This is a genomic window from Janthinobacterium sp. Ant5-2-1 (assembly GCF_001445815.1).
GTDB classification, from domain to species: Bacteria; Pseudomonadota; Gammaproteobacteria; order Burkholderiales; family Burkholderiaceae_D; genus Janthinobacterium; species Janthinobacterium lividum_E.
On sequence record NZ_LNCE01000009.1, the window covers coordinates 1 to 20,572 of the forward strand.

General features: G+C 65.8%; 19 protein-coding genes and 1 pseudogene. 10 read left to right on the forward strand and 10 right to left on the reverse strand.

Annotated features, from left to right (window positions below; genetic code table 11):
* A pseudogene (locus tag ASN89_RS02635) lies at positions 1-237 on the reverse strand (DUF4394 domain-containing protein); the annotation flags it as partial.
* Positions 238-434: 197 nt separating this feature from the next.
* On the opposite strand from ASN89_RS02635, the gene ASN89_RS02640 reads away from it, so the two are divergent.
* The 3 genes from ASN89_RS02640 to ASN89_RS02650 all read left to right on the forward strand — a co-directional run bounded on the left by ASN89_RS02640 (position 435) and on the right by ASN89_RS02650 (position 2,226).
* The gene (locus tag ASN89_RS02640) at positions 435-707 is read left to right on the forward strand and encodes a DUF6150 family protein (protein WP_046684995.1); all 273 of its coding nucleotides are present in this window, start codon (positions 435-437) and stop codon (positions 705-707) included.
* 41 nt (positions 708-748) lie between these two features.
* Positions 749-1,318, forward strand: a complete 570-nt coding sequence (locus tag ASN89_RS02645) for an Hcp family type VI secretion system effector (protein WP_058048176.1) — start codon at positions 749-751, stop codon at positions 1,316-1,318.
* Between the two features lie 89 nt (positions 1,319-1,407).
* Positions 1,408-2,226 (forward strand): hypothetical protein, encoded by an 819-nt coding sequence (locus ASN89_RS02650; protein ID WP_058048177.1) that lies wholly within the window; start codon positions 1,408-1,410, stop codon positions 2,224-2,226.
* A gap of 3 nt (positions 2,227-2,229) precedes the next feature.
* Here the strand turns inward: ASN89_RS02650 and ASN89_RS02655 are convergent, their stop codons facing one another.
* The 3 genes from ASN89_RS02655 to ASN89_RS02665 are packed head-to-tail and all read right to left on the reverse strand — an operon-like array spanning position 2,230 to position 7,952.
* Entirely contained in the window at positions 2,230-3,603 is a 1,374-nt protein-coding gene (locus ASN89_RS02655) for an efflux transporter outer membrane subunit (protein ID WP_058048178.1), read from the reverse strand.
* Positions 3,603-6,749 carry an efflux RND transporter permease subunit gene (locus ASN89_RS02660; RefSeq protein WP_058048179.1) on the reverse strand — a complete coding sequence of 1,049 codons (3,147 nt, stop codon included), beginning with the start codon at positions 6,747-6,749 and terminating at the stop codon, positions 3,603-3,605. The genes ASN89_RS02655 and ASN89_RS02660 overlap by 1 nt, the downstream gene beginning before the upstream one ends.
* 33 nt (positions 6,750-6,782) lie before the next feature.
* The gene (locus ASN89_RS02665) at positions 6,783-7,952 is read right to left on the reverse strand and encodes an efflux RND transporter periplasmic adaptor subunit (protein WP_058048180.1); all 1,170 of its coding nucleotides are present in this window, start codon (positions 7,950-7,952) and stop codon (positions 6,783-6,785) included.
* Between the two features lie 133 nt (positions 7,953-8,085).
* Here ASN89_RS02665 and ASN89_RS02670 point away from each other — a divergent pair, with 133 nt between their 5' ends.
* Positions 8,086-8,835 carry a response regulator gene (locus tag ASN89_RS02670; RefSeq protein WP_058048181.1) on the forward strand — a complete coding sequence of 250 codons (750 nt, stop codon included), beginning with the start codon at positions 8,086-8,088 and terminating at the stop codon, positions 8,833-8,835.
* Positions 8,835-9,920: an ATP-binding protein gene (locus ASN89_RS02675; RefSeq protein ID WP_058048182.1), complete on the forward strand. Its 1,086-nt coding sequence runs from the start codon at positions 8,835-8,837 to the stop codon at positions 9,918-9,920. Before ASN89_RS02670 ends, ASN89_RS02675 begins: the two co-directional genes overlap by 1 nt.
* Here the strand turns inward: ASN89_RS02675 and ASN89_RS02680 are convergent, their stop codons facing one another.
* Positions 9,921-10,808 carry a LysR family transcriptional regulator gene (locus ASN89_RS02680; RefSeq protein ID WP_321166312.1) on the reverse strand — a complete coding sequence of 296 codons (888 nt, stop codon included), beginning with the start codon at positions 10,806-10,808 and terminating at the stop codon, positions 9,921-9,923.
* 98 nt (positions 10,809-10,906) lie between these two features.
* Here ASN89_RS02680 and ASN89_RS02685 point away from each other — a divergent pair, with 98 nt between their 5' ends.
* Positions 10,907-11,908 (forward strand): aldo/keto reductase, encoded by a 1,002-nt coding sequence (locus ASN89_RS02685; protein WP_058048184.1) that lies wholly within the window; start codon positions 10,907-10,909, stop codon positions 11,906-11,908.
* 120 nt (positions 11,909-12,028) lie between these two features.
* Positions 12,029-12,667, forward strand: a complete 639-nt coding sequence (locus ASN89_RS02690; protein ID WP_046684986.1) for an NAD(P)H-dependent oxidoreductase — start codon at positions 12,029-12,031, stop codon at positions 12,665-12,667.
* A gap of 55 nt (positions 12,668-12,722) precedes the next feature.
* Here the strand turns inward: ASN89_RS02690 and ASN89_RS02695 are convergent, their stop codons facing one another.
* Positions 12,723-14,033, reverse strand: a complete 1,311-nt coding sequence (locus tag ASN89_RS02695) for an ATP-binding protein (protein ID WP_046684985.1) — start codon at positions 14,031-14,033, stop codon at positions 12,723-12,725.
* Entirely contained in the window at positions 14,027-14,692 is a 666-nt protein-coding gene (locus ASN89_RS02700; protein WP_046684984.1) for a response regulator transcription factor, read from the reverse strand. Before ASN89_RS02700 ends, ASN89_RS02695 begins: the two co-directional genes overlap by 7 nt.
* A gap of 186 nt (positions 14,693-14,878) precedes the next feature.
* On the opposite strand from ASN89_RS02700, the gene ASN89_RS02705 reads away from it, so the two are divergent.
* Positions 14,879-16,744, forward strand: coding sequence for a LodA/GoxA family CTQ-dependent oxidase (locus tag ASN89_RS02705; RefSeq protein WP_152988420.1), 1,866 nt, complete (start codon positions 14,879-14,881; stop codon positions 16,742-16,744).
* Complete coding sequence (locus ASN89_RS02710; RefSeq protein ID WP_058048185.1) at positions 16,741-17,841, forward strand: tryptophan 7-halogenase; 1,101 nt, start codon at positions 16,741-16,743, stop codon at positions 17,839-17,841. Before ASN89_RS02705 ends, ASN89_RS02710 begins: the two co-directional genes overlap by 4 nt.
* Positions 17,842-17,865: 24 nt before the next feature.
* Here ASN89_RS02710 and ASN89_RS02715 read toward each other — a convergent pair whose 3' ends face one another.
* From ASN89_RS02715 to ASN89_RS02725, 3 genes are read right to left on the reverse strand one after another with little or no spacing between them, the layout of a single operon-like run.
* Complete coding sequence (locus ASN89_RS02715; protein WP_046684982.1) at positions 17,866-18,528, reverse strand: DUF799 domain-containing protein; 663 nt, start codon at positions 18,526-18,528, stop codon at positions 17,866-17,868.
* A complete protein-coding gene (locus ASN89_RS02720; RefSeq protein ID WP_414842497.1) occupies positions 18,525-18,893 on the reverse strand; it encodes a DUF4810 domain-containing protein in 369 nt (122 codons plus the stop codon). The genes ASN89_RS02715 and ASN89_RS02720 overlap by 4 nt, the downstream gene beginning before the upstream one ends.
* 8 nt (positions 18,894-18,901) lie before the next feature.
* Positions 18,902-19,576, reverse strand: a complete 675-nt coding sequence (locus tag ASN89_RS02725) for a CsgG/HfaB family protein (RefSeq protein ID WP_046684981.1) — start codon at positions 19,574-19,576, stop codon at positions 18,902-18,904.
* 264 nt (positions 19,577-19,840) lie between these two features.
* On the opposite strand from ASN89_RS02725, the gene ASN89_RS02730 reads away from it, so the two are divergent.
* Positions 19,841-20,572 (forward strand): YbfB/YjiJ family MFS transporter (locus ASN89_RS02730; RefSeq protein WP_152988421.1); only part of this gene is annotated, 732 nt, incomplete at its 3' end.

A 20,572-nucleotide genomic window follows, 5' to 3' on the forward strand; every position in this document is an offset into this window, starting at 1 on the left:
GGCCTGCAGGCCCGTCACTGTCGCCGTGCTGCGGATGGTGGCCGGCGTGGCGCGGTCGAACGACAGCAACTTGTTGCTGGCGGTGAGCACGAAGACATCGCCAGCCACCACCACGGGCGGCGGTGGCGTGACGACGACATCGTCGTGGTCGCTGCCACCGCCGCAAGCGGACAAGGTCATGGCGATGGCGGAAACAAGCAGCAGCTTGGCGAATGGCAAGGTTGGCAGTGGTGACATGGTCGTGGTCCCGATAAAGTGAGTGGAGGTGCCGCTCATGCCGCCGTTGCGGCGAGCGCACCCCTGTACTACTCGCCGTGCCCGCGTTTGGATGCAGCCATGCAAAAAAATTTATTTCGGCGCAATTTGTGCTTGTATTTAGGCAACTTTTTCAGTGTATAGTCTTGGACAGGATATCCAAAAACATGGGGCGGACTATGGCAATCGTGTATCAGACAACCGCATTGGGCGATGCGCAGCTGCGCGTAGCCCTGGTGGAACGCGGCAGCGCCGACCTGCTGGTGCATCGCGTGAGCAGCTTCGGCCTGGCGCGCAGCGACGCCCAATGGTTCGTCACCCGTGACCGCCAGAGCGCCACGGTAATCGTCTGCTTCACCTCGCAAGGCATGGCGCAGTTGAAAATCTGCTTTGTCGACAGCTACGGCGAAGCGGGCTGGCAAGTACCACGCCCGCGCCATATCCAGCTGTAGCGCAAAAGGTCCGTACACACTGACTTGAAGGGAGCACCGCCATGGATTTGATCTTGCTGGAACCCGGCAACGGGGAACTCGTGTTCGGCAAGACGCCGGGTGAAGGCAATGCCGGCATCGACGCCATCTGGCGCGACGCCGCCGCGCTTCAGGGCATGGGTCCATGCATCGAGCTGGTGTCGTTACATCAAGGCATGAAGCAGCAAATAACGACGGACGTCAGCAATTCTGCGCGCACATCCGGACGGCCCGTGATCACGGAATTTAGCTGCGTCAAATATGTCGACCAGACGTCCGTCAAGCTGTATGAACTGTGCCTGCGCGCCGAGCCGCTGGGCAGGGGTGCGGCGCAGCCGACCAAGCTGTACATCGCCCGCAACGCGGGCGACAAGACGATCAACATCATCACCATCTCGCTGCGCGACGCGCTGATCAGCGAAATCCAGCTGCAAACCCATCCCGACGACATGCCCACCGAACAGTTCAAGCTGAACTTTACGGAAATCCTCTGGAGCCACAGCGTGCGGCAGGCCGACGGCAAGCCCGGCCCCCAACACACGACAGGCTGGAGCCTGGCGCGCAACCGCCCGATCGGGGCCTTTACGGCATGATAAAGATGACCTTCGCCTGCTCGCCCCGGCAGTCCCGGCGTCCGGCATGGTAGACATTCAGCAAAACAACACGCGATAAGGATACCCGCATGAGCAACTACATCCGCATCGCCGGCAGCCCCGCCACCGGTATCGTACTGCTGGGCGACGATGGCACAGTGCGCAGCCTGGCCCAGGTCGAGCCGAACTTGTACTGGCGGGACTGTGCCAGTGCCCCTGGCTTCCTGCCTGGCGATACGGCGTTCGCCTGCCTGCTCGGCGACGGCGCCGGCTACACCACGCTGGTCCATGGCACTGCCATCCGTTTTCTCGCCGCCCTGGGCCAGCCGCTGGCGCGCTGGAAAGACGTCGCGGTGCCGCCTGCCGGCACCGGCATGGCCGGCCTGGCCGGCGACCATCACGGCTACCTGCTGCTGGCCGCCGATGGTCACGGCCTGTACCGGCTGGACAGGTCCGCCAATGGCAATGGTGAGTGGAATGCATGGGAGCGCTGCCCCGCCCCGCCCACGCTGTTGCGCGGCAAGGCCACCCTGATCGCCGGCGACTGGCAGCATGGCATGCTGGCGGTGGGCGACGGTGCGGCAGCAAAACTGGCGCGCGGCGACGGCGACTGGAAGGCGCTGCCGCCGCCACCGCTGGCCATCGAGATGGTGTCGGGCAATTTCCAAGATGGCTTCATCGCCTATGGCGAGGGGCAGCTGTGCATGCTGGACTCGGGCGCCCAGCCAAGATGGAGTCGCCTGAGCATGCCAAACTTCGACTTGCGTGCCCTGTCCGGCAACCCGGTCCACGGCGTGGCCGCCGTGCTGGCCGATTCCAGCGGCCACGGCACCGTGGTCGCGTATGCCCTGCGTCCGGGACGGGAACCGTGGTCGCTGGCGCTGGCCCCGCCAAGGCCTGCCGCCTAGTCCCTACTCTTCCAGCCCGCCCCCCAGGGCCTTGTACAAGGCCACGGCAGACTTGAGCTGGTCGCGCCGCGCGTCGAGCAGCGTCTGCTGCGCCGCATACGACTGGCGCTGCGCGTCGAGCAATTCCAGGCGGCTGTCCTGGCCCGCGTCGTAGCGCAGCTGCGACAGGCGCTGGCGCTGCTGCGCCGCTACCACCACGCGCTGCTGGGCATCGATCTGCTGCGCGTACGTGGCGCTGCCGGCCAGGCCGTCGCGCACGTCGCGGAAGGCCGACTGGATCGCCTGTTCGTACTGCAGCACGGCCACGTCCTTGCGCAGGCGCGACAGCTGCAGTTCCGCGCGCAGCTGGCCGCCCTGGAACAGCGGCTGCGTCACTTGCGGCGCGAACGACCAGCTGCGCGCGCTGCCGCGGAACAGGTCACCGAGTTCCGGACTGGCAAAGCCCAGCGACGCCGTCAGCGACAGGCGCGGGAAGAAGGCGGCGCGGGCGGCGCCGATTTCCGCATTCGCCGCCACCAGCGCGTATTCCGCCTGCAGGATGTCGGGCCGGCGCGCCAGCAAGTCCGACGGCAGGCCGGCAGGCAGCTGCGTCAGCACGGGCTGGCCGTCGAGCGGCCGGCCAGCCGGCAAGTCAGTCGGCGGCGGCGCACCGAGCAGCAATTCCAGGTTGTTGCGCGCCAGGGCACTGGCCCGTTCGCGCGCCTGCACGTCCGCCTCCGCCGTGGCGGCCTGCCCTTGCGCCTGCGCCACGTCCAGGCCGCTGCCCTGTTGCGCGCCATGCAGGCGCTGCGTCAGGAGCAAGGCCTGGCGCCAGTCAAGCAGGGTTTGGCGGGCCAGCGCCAGTTGCTCTTCCGCCAGCCGCTGCTCCAGATACGCATCGGCTACGGCGCCGATCAGGGCCATGTGCGCGGCGCGCTGGCCCTGCTGCGTGGACAGGTAGCGGGCAAACGCGGCATCGGACAGGGAGCGCAGGCGGCCGAACAGGTCGATCTCGAACGCGCTCATGGCGATGCCGGCAGTGAACTGATTCTGTGTCACCGCATCGGCGCCGCGCTGGCGCACGCCGCCCGCATTGGCGCCGATGGCCGGATAGCGGCCCGCATCCTGGATCTGGTACTGGGCCCGCACGGCTTCCACGTTGAGGGACGCCACGCGCAAGTCGCGGTTGTTTTCCAGGGCGATGTCGACCAGGCGCTGCAGGCGCGCATCGAGCAGCATCTGGCGCCAGCCCAGGTCGGCCGCAGTGTCGCCAATGGCTGGCGCGGAAACCTCGGCATACGCGGCAGGGATCGGCGCCGCCGGCTTGACCAGCGGCGGCGTCAAGGAACACGCCGACAAGGCCAGCGCGGCCAGGGGCGTGATAAAGAATAAACGCATTACAACTCTCCTTCCACCGCCTTGACGGCGATGCGATGACTGCGTTTGTTGAAGTACGTGCTCATCTTGTCGACGGCGCCCAGCACCACGACAAAGAACACGGGCACGAAAAACACGGCCAGCACGGTGGCGGTGATCATGCCGCCGAACACGCCCGTGCCGATCGCGTGCTGCGTCTCGGCGCTGGCGCCCGTGGCCAGCATCAGCGGCACCACGCCCAGCGCGAACGCCAGCGACGTCATCAAGATCGGGCGCAAGCGCAAGCGGGCCGCCTCCACGGTCGCTTCGACCAAGCCCTTGCCTTGCGCCTGCAACTGGCGCGCATATTCGACGATCAGAATGGCATTCTTCGCCGACAGGCCGATGATCGTGATCATGCCCACCTTGAAGAACACGTCGTTCGGCATGCCGCGCAACATCACGGCCAGCACGGCGCCCAGCAATCCCAAAGGCACGACCAGCATCACGGAGACGGGAATCGACCAGCTTTCATACAGGGCAGCCAGCACGAGGAAGACCACCAGCATCGACAGCGCCATCAGCATGGGCGCCTGCGACGCCGATTCCTTCTCTTGCAGCGACTGGCCCGTCCACGCCAGCGCAAAGCCCGGTGGCAGCTGTTTCACGAGCCGTTCCATTTCCAGCATGGCGTCGCCGCTCGATACGCCCGGTGCCGCACTGCCCGAAATGCGCGCCGCAGGGTAACCCTGGTAGCGCACCAGCTGCAGCGGCGATTCGCTCCACACGGGGCGCACCAGCTCGCCCAGCGCCACCATGCCGCCCGCGTTATTGCGGATGCGCAGGGCCAGCACGTCGTTCAGTTGCATGCGCGACGGCGCATTGGCCTGGATGATCACCTGCTGCATGCGGCCGGCATTCGGGAAATCGTTGACATAGGTCGAGCCCATGGCCGCCGTCAGCATGTCGGCAATCGCCGTAAACGACACGCCCAGCGCTTCGGCCTTGGTACGGTCGATGTCGAGGCGCACGCTGGCGCCGGGCGGCAAGCCGTCCGGATACACGCCCGCCACCTTGCCGCTTTGCGCGGCCAGGCCCAGCAACTGGTTCTGCGCCGCCTGCAAGGCAGCGACACCCTGGTTGGCGCGGTCTTGCAGGCGCATGGAAAAGCCCGACGAGTTGCCCAGTTCATCGATGGCGGGCGGCATCAGGCTCATGATCATGCCCTCCTTCGCCTGCGACATGGCCGCCTGCGCCAGCGCCACTTCTTCCTGCGCCGTGGCGCCGTTGCGCTCTTTCCAGTCCTTCAGCATGGTGAAGGCCAGGCCCGCATTCGGTCCCGCGCCGGAAAAGCTGAAACCGAGAATAGACTGGTTCACTTCGATGCCGGGCCGCGTGGCCACGTGCTGCTCGTACAGCTTGACGACATCGAGCGTGCGCTCCATCGTCGCGTCGGACGGCAGCTGGATCGAGGTGATGAAGTATCCCTGGTCTTCCTCCGGCAAGAAGGCCGACGGCAGCTGCATGAAAGCCACGCCCAGCGCCGCGACGATGGCGCCATACAGCACCATCGAGCGGCCCGCGCGTTTCACCATCGCCACCACGCCTTTTTCATAGCGGGCCGTCATGCGTTCAAACTGGCGGTCGAACCACAGGAAGAAGCCCTTCTTGTCATGGTCGTGCGGACCGATGGGTTTGAGCATGGTGGCGCACAGGGCCGGCGTCAGGGTCAACGCCAAAAACGCCGAGAACAAAATCGACACGGCCATGGCCAGGGTGAACTGGCGGTAGATGGCGCCCACGGAGCCGCTGGCCAGGGCCATCGGGATGAACACGGCCGTCAGCACCAGGGTGATGCCCACTACCGCCCCCGTGATTTCACGCATGGCTTTCGACGTCGCTTCCTTCGGCGACAAGCCTTCGGTCGCCATCAGGCGCTCGACGGCTTCCACCACGACGATGGCGTCATCGACGATGATGCCGATGGCCAGCACCATGCCGAACATGGTCAGCACGTTGACGGAGTAGCCGGCCATCAGCATGACCGTAAAAGTGCCCATCAGGGCAATCGGTGCGACGATGGCGGGAATCAGCGTATAGCGTATCTTTTGCAGGAACAGATACATGACGAGGAAGACCAGCACCATCGCTTCCAGCAAGGTGACGACGACCTTCTCGATCGAGACCTTCACGAACGGCGCCGTATCGAACGGCACCGAATACTTGATCCCGGCCGGCATGGTGTGCGCCAGCTCGGCCATGCGCGCACGCACGGCGCTGGCCGTCTGCACGGCGTTGGCGCCCGGCGACAGCATGACGGCGGCGCCCGACGCGGCTTGCCCGTTTTCGCGGATGCTGAAATTGAAGCTTTGCGCGCCCAGCGACACTTTCGCCACGTCGCCGATCGTCACTTTCGAGCCGTCCGCATTCGCGCGCAGGACGATGGCGGCAAATTCGGCCGGCTTTTGCAGCTGGCCCTGCACCGTCAGCGGGATGGTCACGCGCTGGCCGTGCACGGCGGGCGAGTCGCCCAGGCGGCCCGGGGCGATCTGCGCATTTTGCTGCGCGATGGCGGCCGTCAGCTCGCCCATGGCGATGTTGTACGACACCAGCTTGGCCGGATCGACCCAGATGCGCATGGCGCGCTCGGAGCCGAACAACTGCACCTTGCCCACGCCGGGAATGCGGCGCAGTTCTTCCGTCACGTTGCGCGCCAGGTAGTCGCCCAGCGCCACTTCATCGTGCTGGCCATTGTCGGAAATCAGGCTGACGATCATCAGGAAACCGGACGACGCCGACTCCACCGTCAAGCCGTTTTGCCGCACGGCTTGCGGCAGGCGCGGTTCGATGGCTTTCAGGCGGTTTTGCACGTCCACCTGGGCCATTTCCGGATCCGTGCCCGGCTGGAAGGTGACGGTGATCGAGGCAGAACCCGACGTATCGGTCGACGACTCGAAATACAGCAGGTGCTTGACGCCCGACAGTTCGCGTTCGATCAGGCCCACCACGGAATCGTTCATGGTTTGCGGCGTGGCGCCAGGGTAGTTGGCGCTGATGCTGACGCTGGGCGGCGCCACCGAGGGGAAGCGCGCAATCGGCAATTGCGGTATGGCGATCAGTCCGAACAGGACGATGAAGACCGCCACCACCCACGCAAAGACGGGGCGGTTGATGAAAAATTGAGGCATGTCGTTAAGCTTTCATGGTATTCAAATGACGCATCAATGCGCCTTGGCGGCAGCACTTGCCGCAGTTGCAGCCACGGCGGCGGCACGCTTCCACGGTTGCGGCGCGGCGGTGGCGCCCGGCTGCAAGCGTTCCTGGCCTTCGATGACGACGGTTTCGCCCGCCTTCAAGCCGCCGTTGACCACGTACTGGTGGTCGATCACATCACCCACGGCGATGGTTTTGAGGCTCGCTTTGTTCGTGCCATCGAGGACCCAGGCCTGCGCCTGGCCGCCGCTGCTGTGCAAGACGGCCTGCTGCGGCAGCAGCACGCCATTTGCCTGCACGGCGCGGGCGATGCGGGCGCGCACGAACATGCCAGGCAAGAGCTGGCGCTGCGGATTGTCGACCAGCACGCGGATGACGGCGTCGCCCGTGCCCGCATCGACGCTGATGCCCGAGAACAGGATGCGGCCCGTGACGGGGTGCGGCTGGCCATCGGCCCCCAAAATGGTCACGGGCAGCTTGTCCGCGCCCCCGTTGCCCGAGGCTTGCAAGGCGGCCAGCGCGGCGGCCGGCTGGCGCACGTCGACATACACCTTGTCGATCTGCTGGATGCGCGCCATCGGCGTCGCATCGGCCAGGCCCACGAGCGCGCCTTCCGTCACCAGTTCGGAGCCGATGCGTCCGGCAATGGGCGCCTCGATGCTGGCAAAGGCCAGGTCCAGGCGGCGCCGCGCCAGGGCGGCACGCGCCTGCGCCACGGTGGCCACGGCTTGCTCGCGCTGGGCCACGGCGTCGTCATACGCCTGGCGGCTGATGGCGTCCGCTTCCACCAGCGGTTTTAACCTGTCGGCCTGGCTGCTGGCGCGGTTTGCCGTGGCCACCGCATGCTGCAGGGCGGCGGCGGCCGAATCGACGTCCGCCTGGAACGGCGCCGGATTGAGCTGGAACAGCTTCTGTCCCGCTTTCACTTCGGCGCCCTGCTCGAACTGGCGGCGCAGCACGATGCCGCCCACCTGCGGGCGGATGTCGGCCGTGCGGAAGGCGGCCACCCTGCCCGGCAATTCGTCGCTGAGGACGACGGGCGCCGCTTGCAGCTTGAGCACCGTGACGGCGGCGGGCGGCGCGGCGCCTTCTTCCGGCGCAGGCTTGGAACAGGCGGCAAGACTGAGCAGTGCCGCGGCGATCAACGTGTTTTTCCTGGTGAGGTACTTTACTGGCATGACTTTTCTCTATGGCTGATCCCAACCGGCAGTCCGGTCGACAGATAACAAGAGCATAGAAGGCCAACGTGGATGTTCCGTCAAAGAAATGTGGAGATTCGATGGAGACAGCGAAGAATGCTAGACTAATTGCATGAACTATCATCACAGCGCCAGCCAACCCTCCTTCCTTGCCACCACGCCGCCTTCCGCCCTCGTCCTGATCGCCGAAGATGAACCGCAAATCGCCCGCATTCTCGCCGGCTACCTCGAGCGCGACGGCTACCGCACGGCCTTTGCGCACGATGGCCAGGAAGCGCTGCAGCAGCACCTGGCGCTGGCGCCGGACCTGCTGCTGCTCGACGTGCAAATGCCCCGTGTCGACGGCTGGGGCGTGCTGGCGGAAGTGCGGCGGCGCGGCGAAACGCCCGTCATCATGCTCACAGCCCGCGACCAGGATGCGGACAAACTGGCCGCCCTGCGCGTGGGCGCCGACGACTACATCATCAAGCCCTTCAATCCGGCCGAAGTGGTGGCCCGCGTGGCGGCCGTGCTGCGCCGCTCGCGCGTGCGCCACCACCCGGTGGGCGGCCAGCGCCTGCGCTGCGGCCCCATCGAAATCGACCAGGAAACCTATGTCGCCAGCGTGCTGCGCGATGGCATGGCCGTGGCGCTCAGCCTGACGTTGACGGAGTTCCGCTTGCTGGCCCACCTGGCGCGTACGCCGCGGCGCGTCTGCAGCCGCCTGGAATTGCTCGAGTCGTGCATGCCCGAGAGCAATTCGATGGAACGCACGGTGGACAGCCACGTCAGCAAGCTGCGCAAGAAACTGGAAGAAGCGGGCGTGCTGAACATGCCGGCCAGCCTGCGCGGCGTGGGCTATCGCCTGGAAAGCGACTTCTGATGCGCTTCACAGGCCTGAACCGGCAAATCATCCTGTCGATGTCCGTGCTGATGGTCAGCAGCATCCTGATCATCTGGATCGGTTCCTGGACCTTCTTCGCCATCGCCTTCAAGATCGACCCCGGCATGCTGTCCGAGCCGGACGACTGGTCGCCCAGCACCGTCGAATGGCTGTGGATTTTCGCCATCACCATCTTTGGCCTGGGCCTGGCCGCCTTTTTCGCCCTCAAGCTGGCTTCGCGCATCCTCAAACCGATCAATTCCGTGATGGACAGCGTGCGCCGCGTGGCCCATGGCGACCTGTCCGCGCGCGCCTTCGCGGGCGACCGCAGCCTGGGCGAGACGGCCATGCTGGTCGACGATTTCAACAGCATGGCCGAGCGCCTGCAGCGGGGCGCCAAGGAAAGCGAAACGTGGAACGCGGCCATCGCGCACGAACTGCGCACGCCCGTGACCATCCTGCGCGGCACCTTGCAAGGTGTCGTCGATGGCGTCTTCAAGCCCGAAGAAGTTCCGTTTTCCAGCCTGCTGGCGCAAGTCGAAGACCTGGGCAGGCTGATCGAGGATTTGCGCACCCTGAGCCTGGCCGACAGCGGCCACATGCAGCTGCGCATGGCGTGGACGGACCTGACCCTGGAAATCGAGGAAGTGGGCCGGTTGCTGGCGCAGGAAATGGAAGCGGCCGGTTTTACCCTGCAACTGCACCTGTCCGACCATCCCGTCTGCTGCGACGCGGCGCGCATCCGGCAAATCGTGCTGGCCCTGCTCGACAACGCGCGCCGCTATGCGCATCCGGGCCTGCTGCGCGTGCGCACCCGCGTGCTGGCCGGCCAGTACTATCTGAGCGTCGAGGATGCGGGTCCCGGCATTGCCGACGAACTGGCGCCGTACGTGTTCGAGGCGTTCCGCCGCGGCGACAGCGCCAGGGTTGACCTGAACGCGGGCAGCGGCCTGGGGCTGGCCGTGGTCGAGGCCATCGCACGCGCACACGGCGGCAGCGCCGTCTGCACGCGTGGCAAGGCGGGCGGCAGCCTGTTCACCATCAAGTGGCCGGTCGAGCATGCCGCGCCGCCGCCCGCTGGCTAACTACGCCGGCGCGCGCAGCATGTCGACAAAAGCGCGCAAGACGGCCGGCATCTGCCGCCGGCTTGGGTAATACAGGAAGTAACGGGGCGGCGGCGGCATGCAGCGTTCCAGCACGCACGCCAGGCGCCCCGCCGCGATATCGGCGCGCGCATCGGCCTCGTACACATACGCCAGCCCCGCGCCATCGCGGGCGGCGCGCAGCATCAATTCATCGTCATCGAACACGAGCGGCCCGCCGACGGCGATGCTGACGCCCTCGCCTGCCTGCTCGAACTCCCACGCATACTGGCGCCCGCTGGGAAAACGCCGGCCGATGCAGGCGTGGTTCAGCAGCGCGCGCGGCGTGGCTGGCGCGCCATGCGCGGCCAGGTAGGCGGGCGACGCCACCACCACGAACGGTTGCGGCGCGCCCACGGGCACGGCGATCATGTCGGCCGCCACCTGCTCGCCGAAGCGGATGCCCGCGTCAAAGCCGTCGCGCACGATATCGATCATGCCGTCATCGGTCACCACTTCGACCTGCACGCGCGGATAGCGGGCGACAAAACTGGCCAGCATGGGCGCCAGCAGCAAGCGGGCAGCCGGACGGGGCACGTTCAGGCGCAGCTTGCCTGCGGGCACATCCTGCAAGGTGCTCAAGTCAAGCAAGGCATCATCGATTTCGCGCATGGCCGGCGCCAGCCGCGCCAGCAGCAACTGGCCCGCTTCCGTCGGCGTGACGCTGCGCGTCGTGCGGTTGAGCAGGCGCACGCCCAGTCGCTCTTCCAGCGCGCGCAGCGCATGGCTGAGAGCGGAGGCGGACACGCCCCGTTCCAGGGCCGCCTTGCGAAAACTGCGCAGGCGGGCGACGGCGGCAAAGGCCGTCAATTCGTTGAGGTCAGCCATCATTCATGAGATTAATTCAGTAATACATGCAGGATAAGCTATCTTATCGCATGCTGTGTGCCCATCCATACTGTGTTTTCCAACTTTAAACGAGGAATGCAATGGACAATCACAGAACACTGGGCAACTCCGGCTTGCGCGTCGCCCCCATCGGCCTGGGCTGCATGGGCATGAGCTTTGCCTACGGCGGCGCGGACGACGCCGCCTCGCTGCGCGTGCTGCACCGCGCCGTGGAACTGGGCGTGACCCTGATCGACACGGCGGAAGTCTACGGTCCCTACGCCAACGAGGACTTGGTAGGCCGCGCCCTGAAGGAACTGCGCGGCAAGGTCCACATCGCCACCAAGTTCGGCTTCAAGATCTTGCCTCACGGCCAGGGCGTGGAACGCATGGCGGGCGTCGACAGCCGCCCCGAGCACGTCGTCCGGGCCGTGGAAGCGTCGCTGTCCAGGCTCGGCATCGAGTGCATCGACCTGCTGTACCAGCACCGCGTGGACCCCGCCGTGCCCATCGAAGACGTGGTCGGCGCCATGGCCGGTCTGGTGCGGGCAGGCAAGGTACGCCACCTGGGCTTGTCGGAAGTGTCGGCCGCCACCCTGCGCCGCGCCCACGCCGTGCACCCGATTGCGGCCGTCCAGTCCGAATACTCGCTGTGGAGCCGCGACGTGGAAGCCGACGTACTCCCCGCCTGCCGCGAACTGGGCGTCGGCTTCGTGCCCTACAGCCCGCTGGGCCGGGGCTTCCTGACGGGACAACTCACATCCGGCGCAGCGCTGGCGCCAGACGACTACCGCCACAGCCTGCCCCGCTTCCAGCCGCCCGCGATGGCGGCCAACGCCCACCTCGTTGCCGAATTGCAGCGCCTGGCGGCCGCGCGCGGCGCCACGGCGGCGCAATTGGCCCTGGCCTGGCTGCTGGCGCAAGGTACCGACATCGTGCCGATTCCCGGCGCCCGCAGTCTGGTCCACCTGGAAGAAAATGTGGCCGCCACGCAGATCACCCTGAGCGGCACCGAGCTGGCCGCCATCGGCGCCGCCATTGCGCCCGCTGCCGTACATGGCGCGCGCTACCCGGCGGTGGAGCTTGCCATGGTTGGCCTGTAGACAATCATGCTGGAGTGCGCTAGCTTGAGTATGACAAGCAATTCTTTGCCCCTTTGCACTTGAAATGCCTGAATCCGCTATCATTTCCAATCTGAACTATTCATTATGAAAGGGATTTATATGTCCGATTTGCTCGAAACACTGCAATGGCGCTACGCCACCAAGAAAATGGACCCGACGAAAACGGTGCCGCAAGACAAGGTCGAGCGCATTCTGGAAGCCGTGCGCCTGACGGCCAGCTCCAGCGGACTGCATCCTTACGAAGTCTTCGTCGTGACGAATCCGGCCCTGCGCGAGCAGATCAAGCCGCACGCATGGAACCAGTCGCAAGTGACGGACGCCTCGCACCTGCTGGTGTTTGCCGCCTGGGACAACTACACGGTAGAACGCATCAACGCGCGCTTTGACCTGGTCAATGAAGTGCGCGGCTTCAAGAACGAAGGCTGGGAAGCGTACCGCCAGCAAATCCTGGCCGCGTATCCGCAGCGCGATGCGGAAACCAACTACCAGCACGCGGCGCGCCAGGCTTACATCGGCGTAGGCACGGCCCTGATCGCCGCGGCGCAGGAAAAAGTCGATTCGACGCCGATGGAAGGTTTTGATCCGGCCAAGGTCGACGAGATCCTGGGCTTGCGCGAAAAAGGCCTGCGTTCCGTCGTCATGCTCCCGCTCGGCTACCGCGCCGACGAAGGCGACTGGCTGGTGGACCTGAAAAAAGTGCGCCCTGCGCGCGAGCAATTCATCACCGAGCTGGCGTAAGCGCCTCGTTTGTGACTGAAAAACGGATGCCCTCACCGGCATCCGCTTTTTTCATTCACGCCGCCTGCGGAAAACGCACCGTCACCTGCAGTCCCCGCCCCGCCTCGCCTTCGGCCAGCGCGATGTCGGCCTGGTGGTGCTCGGCGATGTGGCGCACGATGGACAAGCCCAGGCCGCAGCCCCAGGCGTCGTTGCCGTCGGGGCGGAAAAAGCGGTCGAACAGGCGCGCATGGTGCTGTTGCGGCACGCCGGGGCCGTTGTCGGACACACGCAGCAGCGGCCTGCCCTCTTCCAGCGCCGCCTGCAAATCGACCCTGCCGCCCTGCTGCGTGTAGCGCAAGGCGTTGTCGATCAGGTTATTCAGCAACACTTGCAAGCCGTCGGGATCGGCTTGCACCAGCACCCTGGCCGGTGGCGTTTCCAGCACGCCCAGGTCGATGTCGCGGCTGTCGGCCAGTGCGCTGTGGTCGGCCACCGCCGCTTCCAGCAATTGGCCCAGGTCCACCGTGTGCAGCTGGCTGGCCGTGAGCGCCGTTTCATGGCGCGCCAGGCTGAGCAGCTGACGCACGAGGTGCGTGCTGCGGTCCAGCCGTTCGTGCAGCCGCGCCAGCGCCACGCGGCGTTCCTCCTCGCTGCCGGCCCGCTCGGCCACTTGCAACTGCAGTTTCAGCGCCGTCAGCGGCGAGCGCAATTCGTGCGCGGCATCGGCGACAAAGGTCCGCTGCGCCGTCAGCGCCGCCTCGAACTGCCCCATCAGGCTATTCAACGCCAGCGCCACGGGCCGCAGTTCGGGCGGCATGTCGTCGGCCGCCAGCGGCGTCAAGGCGTCCGGCGAGCGTCCCGCCACGGATTCGGCCAGCCGGTGCAGCGGCGCCAGCGCGCGCCCCACGACGGCGACGATCAGCAGCGCCAGGATCAGTGCGAACACCAGCAGCGGCGCGCCGGCGCGCGTGGTCATCTGCCATGCCAGCTGGTCGCGCACGGCCTGCGCCTGCGCCACCTGCACGTAGCGGCCGCGCCGCGTCTCGCCGTACAGGCGCCAGTCCTCGCCGTGCAATGTGACATCGGCAAAGCCGGCCAGCGCATAGCGCGGCAATGCCGGCTGGCCCTGCAGGACGGGCAAGGGCTGTCCATCCTCGTCCCACGCCTGCAGCACGAACGCTTCTTCCGGGTCTTGCGCGGCGGCCAGGCCTGCCTGCGGCTCGAACTCGTCGGGCAAGGCCACGGCCAGCTGGCGCAGCTGCAAGTCGGCCAGCTCATTGGTTTCTTCCAGCAGCGAGCGGAACAGCGAAATGCCGGCGCCGAGCACGCACAGCAAGGTGGCGGCCAGCAAACCGAGCAGCAATTGGCGGCGGATGGTCAGCATGCTGCCAGCCGCATCTTGTAGCCCACGCCGCGCACGGTCTGGATGCAGTCCGCGCCGAACTTCTTGCGCAGCTGGTACACGTACACGTCGACGGTATTGCTTTCCACTTCGCAATCCCATCCATACAGCTTCTCGCTCAGCTGACGCTTCGACACCACCTTGCCCGGATGGTCGAGCAAGGCGCGCAGCACGGAAAACTCGCGCGGCGGCAATTTGATCAGTTCTCCCTCGAACGTGACGTCGTGGCTGGCCAAATCGAGTATCAGCGCGCCATGCTCGATGACGGAGCGCGAACGGCTGACCCGGCGCCGCAGCAGCGCGCGGATGCGCGCCAGCAGCTCGTCGAGGTCGAACGGCTTGACCAGGTAATCGTCGGCGCCGCTGTCGAGCCCGTCGACGCGGGCCGGCGTGCCGTCGCGCGCCGTGATGATCAGCACGGGCAACTCGGCGCCCCGCGCGCGCATGCTGCGCAGCACCTCCATGCCCTCCTTGCCGGGCAAGCCCAGGTCCAGCAGCATCAGATCGTAGGCGAAACCGGCCAGCGCCAGCTCCGCATCGTGGCCGTCGCGCACCCAGTCCACGGCATAGCACTCGCCGCGCAAGCCCTCGACCAGGCTTTCCCCGATCATCGGATCGTCTTCCACCAGCAACACCCGCACCTGGACCTCTCGCAGTCTTGAAAATACCGCTATCTTAACGTGGCTGGAAAAAGCGGGTCTGGCCGAGGCCGCAGCATGTGTCGGCCGCCCCTCGCAGGAATTCACGATGCGGTGACTATGTGCGCATTTGGCGCGTTTTTTATGCGGTATATTTTCCTTCCCTCCACGCATCTGGAAAGGCCTGCCATGTCCAGTTCCACCCAAGATACCGTCATCGTCAGGGCGGCGATTTATCCGCCCATCGGCATTGCCCGCGTGGGCAACAGTCCCAGCGAATACTTTCTGGGACCGGAAGTGCCGGAACCGGCGGCGCGGCCGGCCGGCTACTACCGCGATGCGTCCGGGGCCATCAAGCGCCAGGCGGCGCTCTTTCGCATCTACGGCCTGAATGCCGCCGGCGTGGCGGTGGCCGAATTGAACGCCGGCAATGCCGACATCGAATGGTCCGTCACCCTGGCCAACACCAAGGCGGCGTGGTACCAGTTCCAGATCGCGCTCGATATTCCGGAGGCACACGTCACCCAGCCCTCGTTCCTGCGCAACATGGCCGTCACGGACCGCGCACAGTTGTCCATCACGCCGGGCGAGCGCAAGATCAGCGGCAAGGAACAGCCGGCCGTGGCCTTCGACAGCGGCAGCTTCCTGGGCACCCCCGTCTACCTGGGCGAATTGCAGACGGACGCCATGGGACGGCTGATCGTGCTGGGCGGCCACGGCAAGTCGGCCTCGTGGAATGGCGCGCGCGCCATCACCTTCGCCAACAACGAAGGCTGGCATGACGACACGGCCGACGGCCCCGTCTGCGCCAAGGTCAGCTATCAGGGCCAGGCTTTGCCCGTCGACATGGCCTGGGTGGTCGTCGCGCCGCCCGATTATGCGCCGCAGCAAAAGTCCGTGCGCACCATGTGGGACTTGATGCGCGACTTGTTTGTTTCCGAAGGCAAAATTGCCGCGCCTGCCCTTCCCTCGTTCCAAAACGATATCCGCCCCATTTTCGAGCGCCTGTCGAACCTGCAATGGGTCAACGCGGGCTTCGCGGCCGCCTTCGGCTGGGACGGCAGCACGCCGTTCAGCCGCGACGAATGGATGGCGCGCCTGGCCAGCCCGTCCGAAAACCGCAGGGAGTGGCGCAACGTCATCTATAACCAGTTCCGCCAGTTCGAGCGCGACGCCTGGGCGCCATCGCCGTGGCCATGGCTGTATGGCGATGCGATGGCCATCCCGCCGGCAGACACGCCGCGCCAGAACTGCGCGCTGAGCAATCTGCAATTGCGCTTCCTCAAGCAATGGGCGGCCGGCGAATTCACGGACGACTACGCGCCCGGCAAGGTGCCGCCGCAAAGCCTGGCCGAGGTGGACGTGGCGCAGCAACCGGACACCCTGTTGCGCGCGGCCATGGAATTCTGCCTGGCCGACGCCTTCCACCCGGGCTGCGAAATGACCTGGCCCATGCGCCAGGCCAGCATGTACAGCGCGCCGTTCCGCCTGGCGCACCGGCCGCCGGGCTGGGTCGAACCCGATTACGGCGCCGTCTTGACGCCGGACAATATCGGCAGCCCCTGCTCGGCGCAGATCGCCGGCGGCGTGACGCGCTGGATGGCCGTGCCATGGCAGACGGACACGGCCAGCTGCCGCTCCGGCTACCAGTCCGACTACGATCCCTACGTGCCCACGTTCTGGCCCGCGCGCGTGCCGAACCAGGTGATGAGCAAGCTGGCCTACGACACGGTGATGAACCGCGAAGTGCCCGTCGACGACCGCCTGGCCGCTTTTGCCCGCCGCGCCGCGTGGATACGTCCGCTGGGCAACATCAGTTATGAAGAACAGATCAACAACATGATCGCCGACCTGGCGCAAGTGGGCGTGGTCGAGGTGCGGCCCGGTCCCACTGATATGACCGGCTTCCCCACCTTCCTGCAGGTGGAAAACCTGCCGCAGCCGGTAGCCGGCAAGCACCAGCTGCGTGCGGCGGCGGCCATACCGGACGAGTTCGTCGACGTCGACCTGGAGGGCACGGAAAAAGCGCGCCATCTGCAGCGGCACCGCTTGTGACCTTGCTGCAGGCCGACGTGCTCATCGTTGGCGCCGGTCCGGCCGGCGCCACGGCCGCCCTGAACCTGGCGGGACGGCACCGGGTGTTGCTGGTCGACCGGCTGGCCGCACCGCTGGCGCGCATCGGCGAATCGCTGCCGCCAGCCGCTGCGCGCCTGCTGCAGGACATGGGATTGCTTGACGCCTTCCTGCGGCAGGGCCATGCGCCCTACCACGGCAACCGCGCCTGGTGGAACGGCGCCTGGACGGAACACCATTTCCTCAGCGATCCCGATGGGCACGGCTGGCACCTGGCGCGCGGCACCTTCGACCTGTGGCTGCGCGACGAGGCGCGCCGGCGCGGCGCCGCCCTGCTGGCTTCGGCTACAGTCGCGGGCATCACGCCCGAGGATGGCGGCTGGAGAGTACGGCTGCAAACGCAGCATGGCCCCTGCGACGCGGCCGCGCGCATCGTCATCGACGCCACGGGACGCAGCGCCTGGCTGGCCCGCAAAGTCGGGGCGCGGCGCCAGCGCGGCGACCGGCTGGTTTCAGTATGGCAATACGGGCATGACAGGACACCATCGACGCGGGGCTTGGCCCACATCGAGGCTTGCGAACACGGCTGGTGGTACAGCGCGCCCCTGCCCGGCCAGCGCCGCGTGCTGGCCCTGCATACGGACGCGGACTTGCTCGCCAGCAGCGCCTTGCACGATGCCGGCTGGCTGGAAGCGGCGGCGCGCCGACTGCCCGCCACGGGGGAATTGCTGGAGCAGCAAGGCTATACGGCCGATACGCTCGCCATGGCCACGCCCGCCCATACGGCCAGCCTGGACGCCGGCGCGGGCCCAGGCTGGTTCGCCGTCGGCGACGCCGCCCTGAGCTTCGATCCACTGTCGTCGCAAGGTATCTTCAACGCCCTGTACACGGGCCTGGCCGCGGCCGAGGCCGTCGACCGCACGCTGCAGGGAGAGCTGCAAGCCTGTCAACAATACAATGGGGAATTGGCCGCCATCGGCGCCGCATACGAGCGCCACCTGGCGTACTGCTACGGCCAGGAAACGCGCTGGCCGACGGCGCCGTTCTGGAGCCGGCGCCGGCCAGGCGACAGGCCCTGAACAGTGCAGGGCCTGGTATTACACTTACTGCGCCAGATAGCGTTCCGAACGGGGACCGTACAGCAGGCCGTTCGGCACGCCGGCCGACAGCAGCCGCGCATTCGCCGTGCCGGCGATAGGATGGCTGGCATCGGTGCTGGTATTGATGATCTGCTTGACCGCCGCCGTCACCAGAGCGCCGATCAAACCGCCGCCACCGCTGTTATTGCCTTCATTGCTGGACGCGCTGGCCGCGCCCTGCCACAGCAAGGCGCCCGTTTTCAGGTCGACCAGCTTGGCATCAACCGACACCACCGTCACGCTGTCGATCACGGCGTACGTCGTGCCGTACTTGGAGATCGTCACGTACAGGCCCGCATCGGCGCCAAAGATCTCGTTGAGCTTTTTCGCATCGACGCCGTGGATATCGGCCGCGTTCGTCAAACCGTTCTGCTTGAAGGTTTCACCGACCACGGCCACCGGCAGCACGTAGTAACCCGCTTCTGCCAGCGGATACGTTACTTGCGCGTAGACGCTGTTGCCGGCATTGACTTCCGGCGAATTGTTCAACGGCGGCAAGACCACGATCGAGCGGGGCTTGGCTGCCTTGAAGGCGGTGTAATCGTATGCCGCCTGCTTCGTGGCGCAACCGACCATGAAGATGGCGGGACCCAGGCACAGGGCCATTTTCAACATGCGCGACATCATAATTTTTCGCCTTTTTTCAATTTACCCAACAGGAACTCCATGTACGGCGTCGATTCCGGGAACAGTTTCTTCTCGTCTTCGAATTGCGCGGCGACCTGCTCCGGCCTGCCCGCGATCGAGTACAGCATGCCCAGGTGGGCATGGAAGCCCGGCGGCGCATGATTGCCTTTCGCAGCGATCATTTGCAGGTCTTTTTCCATGGCGGCCATCTGCTGCTCAGGGCTTTCGCCTTTCAGGTATTCATACACTTGCGGCTGGTAGCCTTCCCATTGGTACAGGGTCTTCGATTGCGTGGCGCAACCGGTCAGGGCGGCACAGGCGAGCATGGCCAGCAGGGCTGCGCCCTTGTTCATCATTGTTTTCATGGGATACCTTATTGTTTGCGCAATGCGCCCGCTTCGACGCCAGCCACCAGGCGCTCGACCGCTTCGCGCATGGCCAGGTCCAGGACTTTGCCGTTGAGGGTGGCGTCATAGCTGGCGGTGCCGCCAAAACCCAGCACTTCACGGTTCGACAGGCTGTATTCGCCGGCGCCGCCGGCCGAAAACACGACTTCAGACGTAGCGATATTGACGACGTTCAAGGTGACCTTGGCATACGCCACTTGGGTCTTGCCGCGGCCCATGATGCCGAACAATTGCTTGTCGCCCACTTCCTTGCGGCCGAATTCGGTCACATCGCCCGTGACAACGAAGTCCGCGCCCTTGATGTTCTGGCCTTGTTTCTTGAAGTCGGCTTCCTGCTTGAGCTCGGCCATGTTGTCGCGGTCGAGGACGTTGAAACGGTTGGACGTCTGCAGGTGCGCAATCAAAATCGTTTTCGATTGGCTGCCCAGGCGGTCGACGCCATCGGAAAAGATGCCGCGCATGAAGTTGGAGCGGTTGTCGAACTTGCCGACAGCGATCAGGGTGCGTGGGCCAACATAAGGTCGGGCCGCGCTGGCGACTGTGGGAACAGCCAGGGCTTGGGACGATTCGGAAGCGCAGCCAGCCAACGCCGCGCCAATCAGCGCTGCGATCAACAACGCGCCAGGTTTATTCTTGTTCATAGTGCCCTTAAGATATGGAGGATCAGGAGTCAGCTGCAAAATTGAATTTTGGCAAGTTAATTTCCTGATTGCAATTATATGAGATTGCAAGTCTCACAATTCTCTCCAAAAGTAACGATGACAAAGATTACATTGTTGCCCGCCACATACAGACGTGCCCCTGCTTGACTTCCCTGGTCCGATTCATTAACTTAGTAGTAAAAATGCGTGTCGTCAGCGCCACTTCCAACCACGCTTTCCCCTTATCTGGATGGGTATGAGGCCATGCCGACACACGAACATTCCCCGTCCCACCCGCTGGCCACCGCGCTGGCGCTCTCGCTGGGCGCCGCCGTCGCCCTGGGCCTGTCGCGCTTTTCCTATGGCTTGCTGCTGCCGCCCATGCGTGCCGACCTGGGCTGGTCTTACCTGCTGGCCGGGGCCATGAACACCTTCAATGCGCTCGGCTATTTTCTCGGCGCCCTGGCCACGCCCGCGCTGATGCGCCGCCTGGGCGTGTGGCGGCTGCTGATCATCGGTTCCGTGCTGGCCAGCATCTTCATGCTGATGTCGGGCCTCGTCAGCGATACGACGGCCCTGTTCCTGCAGCGCGTGTGCGCGGGCGTGGCCAGCGCCTTCATTTTCATCGCCGGCGGCGTGCTGGCGGCGCGACTCGGTTCCATGCACAGCCAGCGCGCCGGCTTCTACATCGGCCTGTATTACGGCGGCACGGGCTTTGGCATCGCGCTGTCGGCCCTGCTGGTGCCGGCCGCATTGGCCGCCGCGCAAGACCACGGCGCCGCGCACGCGTGGCAATGGCCCTGGCTGGCACTGGGTGTCGCCTGCCTGCTCGCCACCGCCTTCATGGCGCTGCCGGCCAAGGCGATCGGCGAAGCGCCGCGCGCCCTCGACACGCCGCGGCGCTTCGCCTGGGGCGACTTTTCCCCCAGCCTGGCCGGCTATTTCATGTTTGGCGTCGGCTACATAGGCTACATGACCTTCGTCATCGCCCTGCTC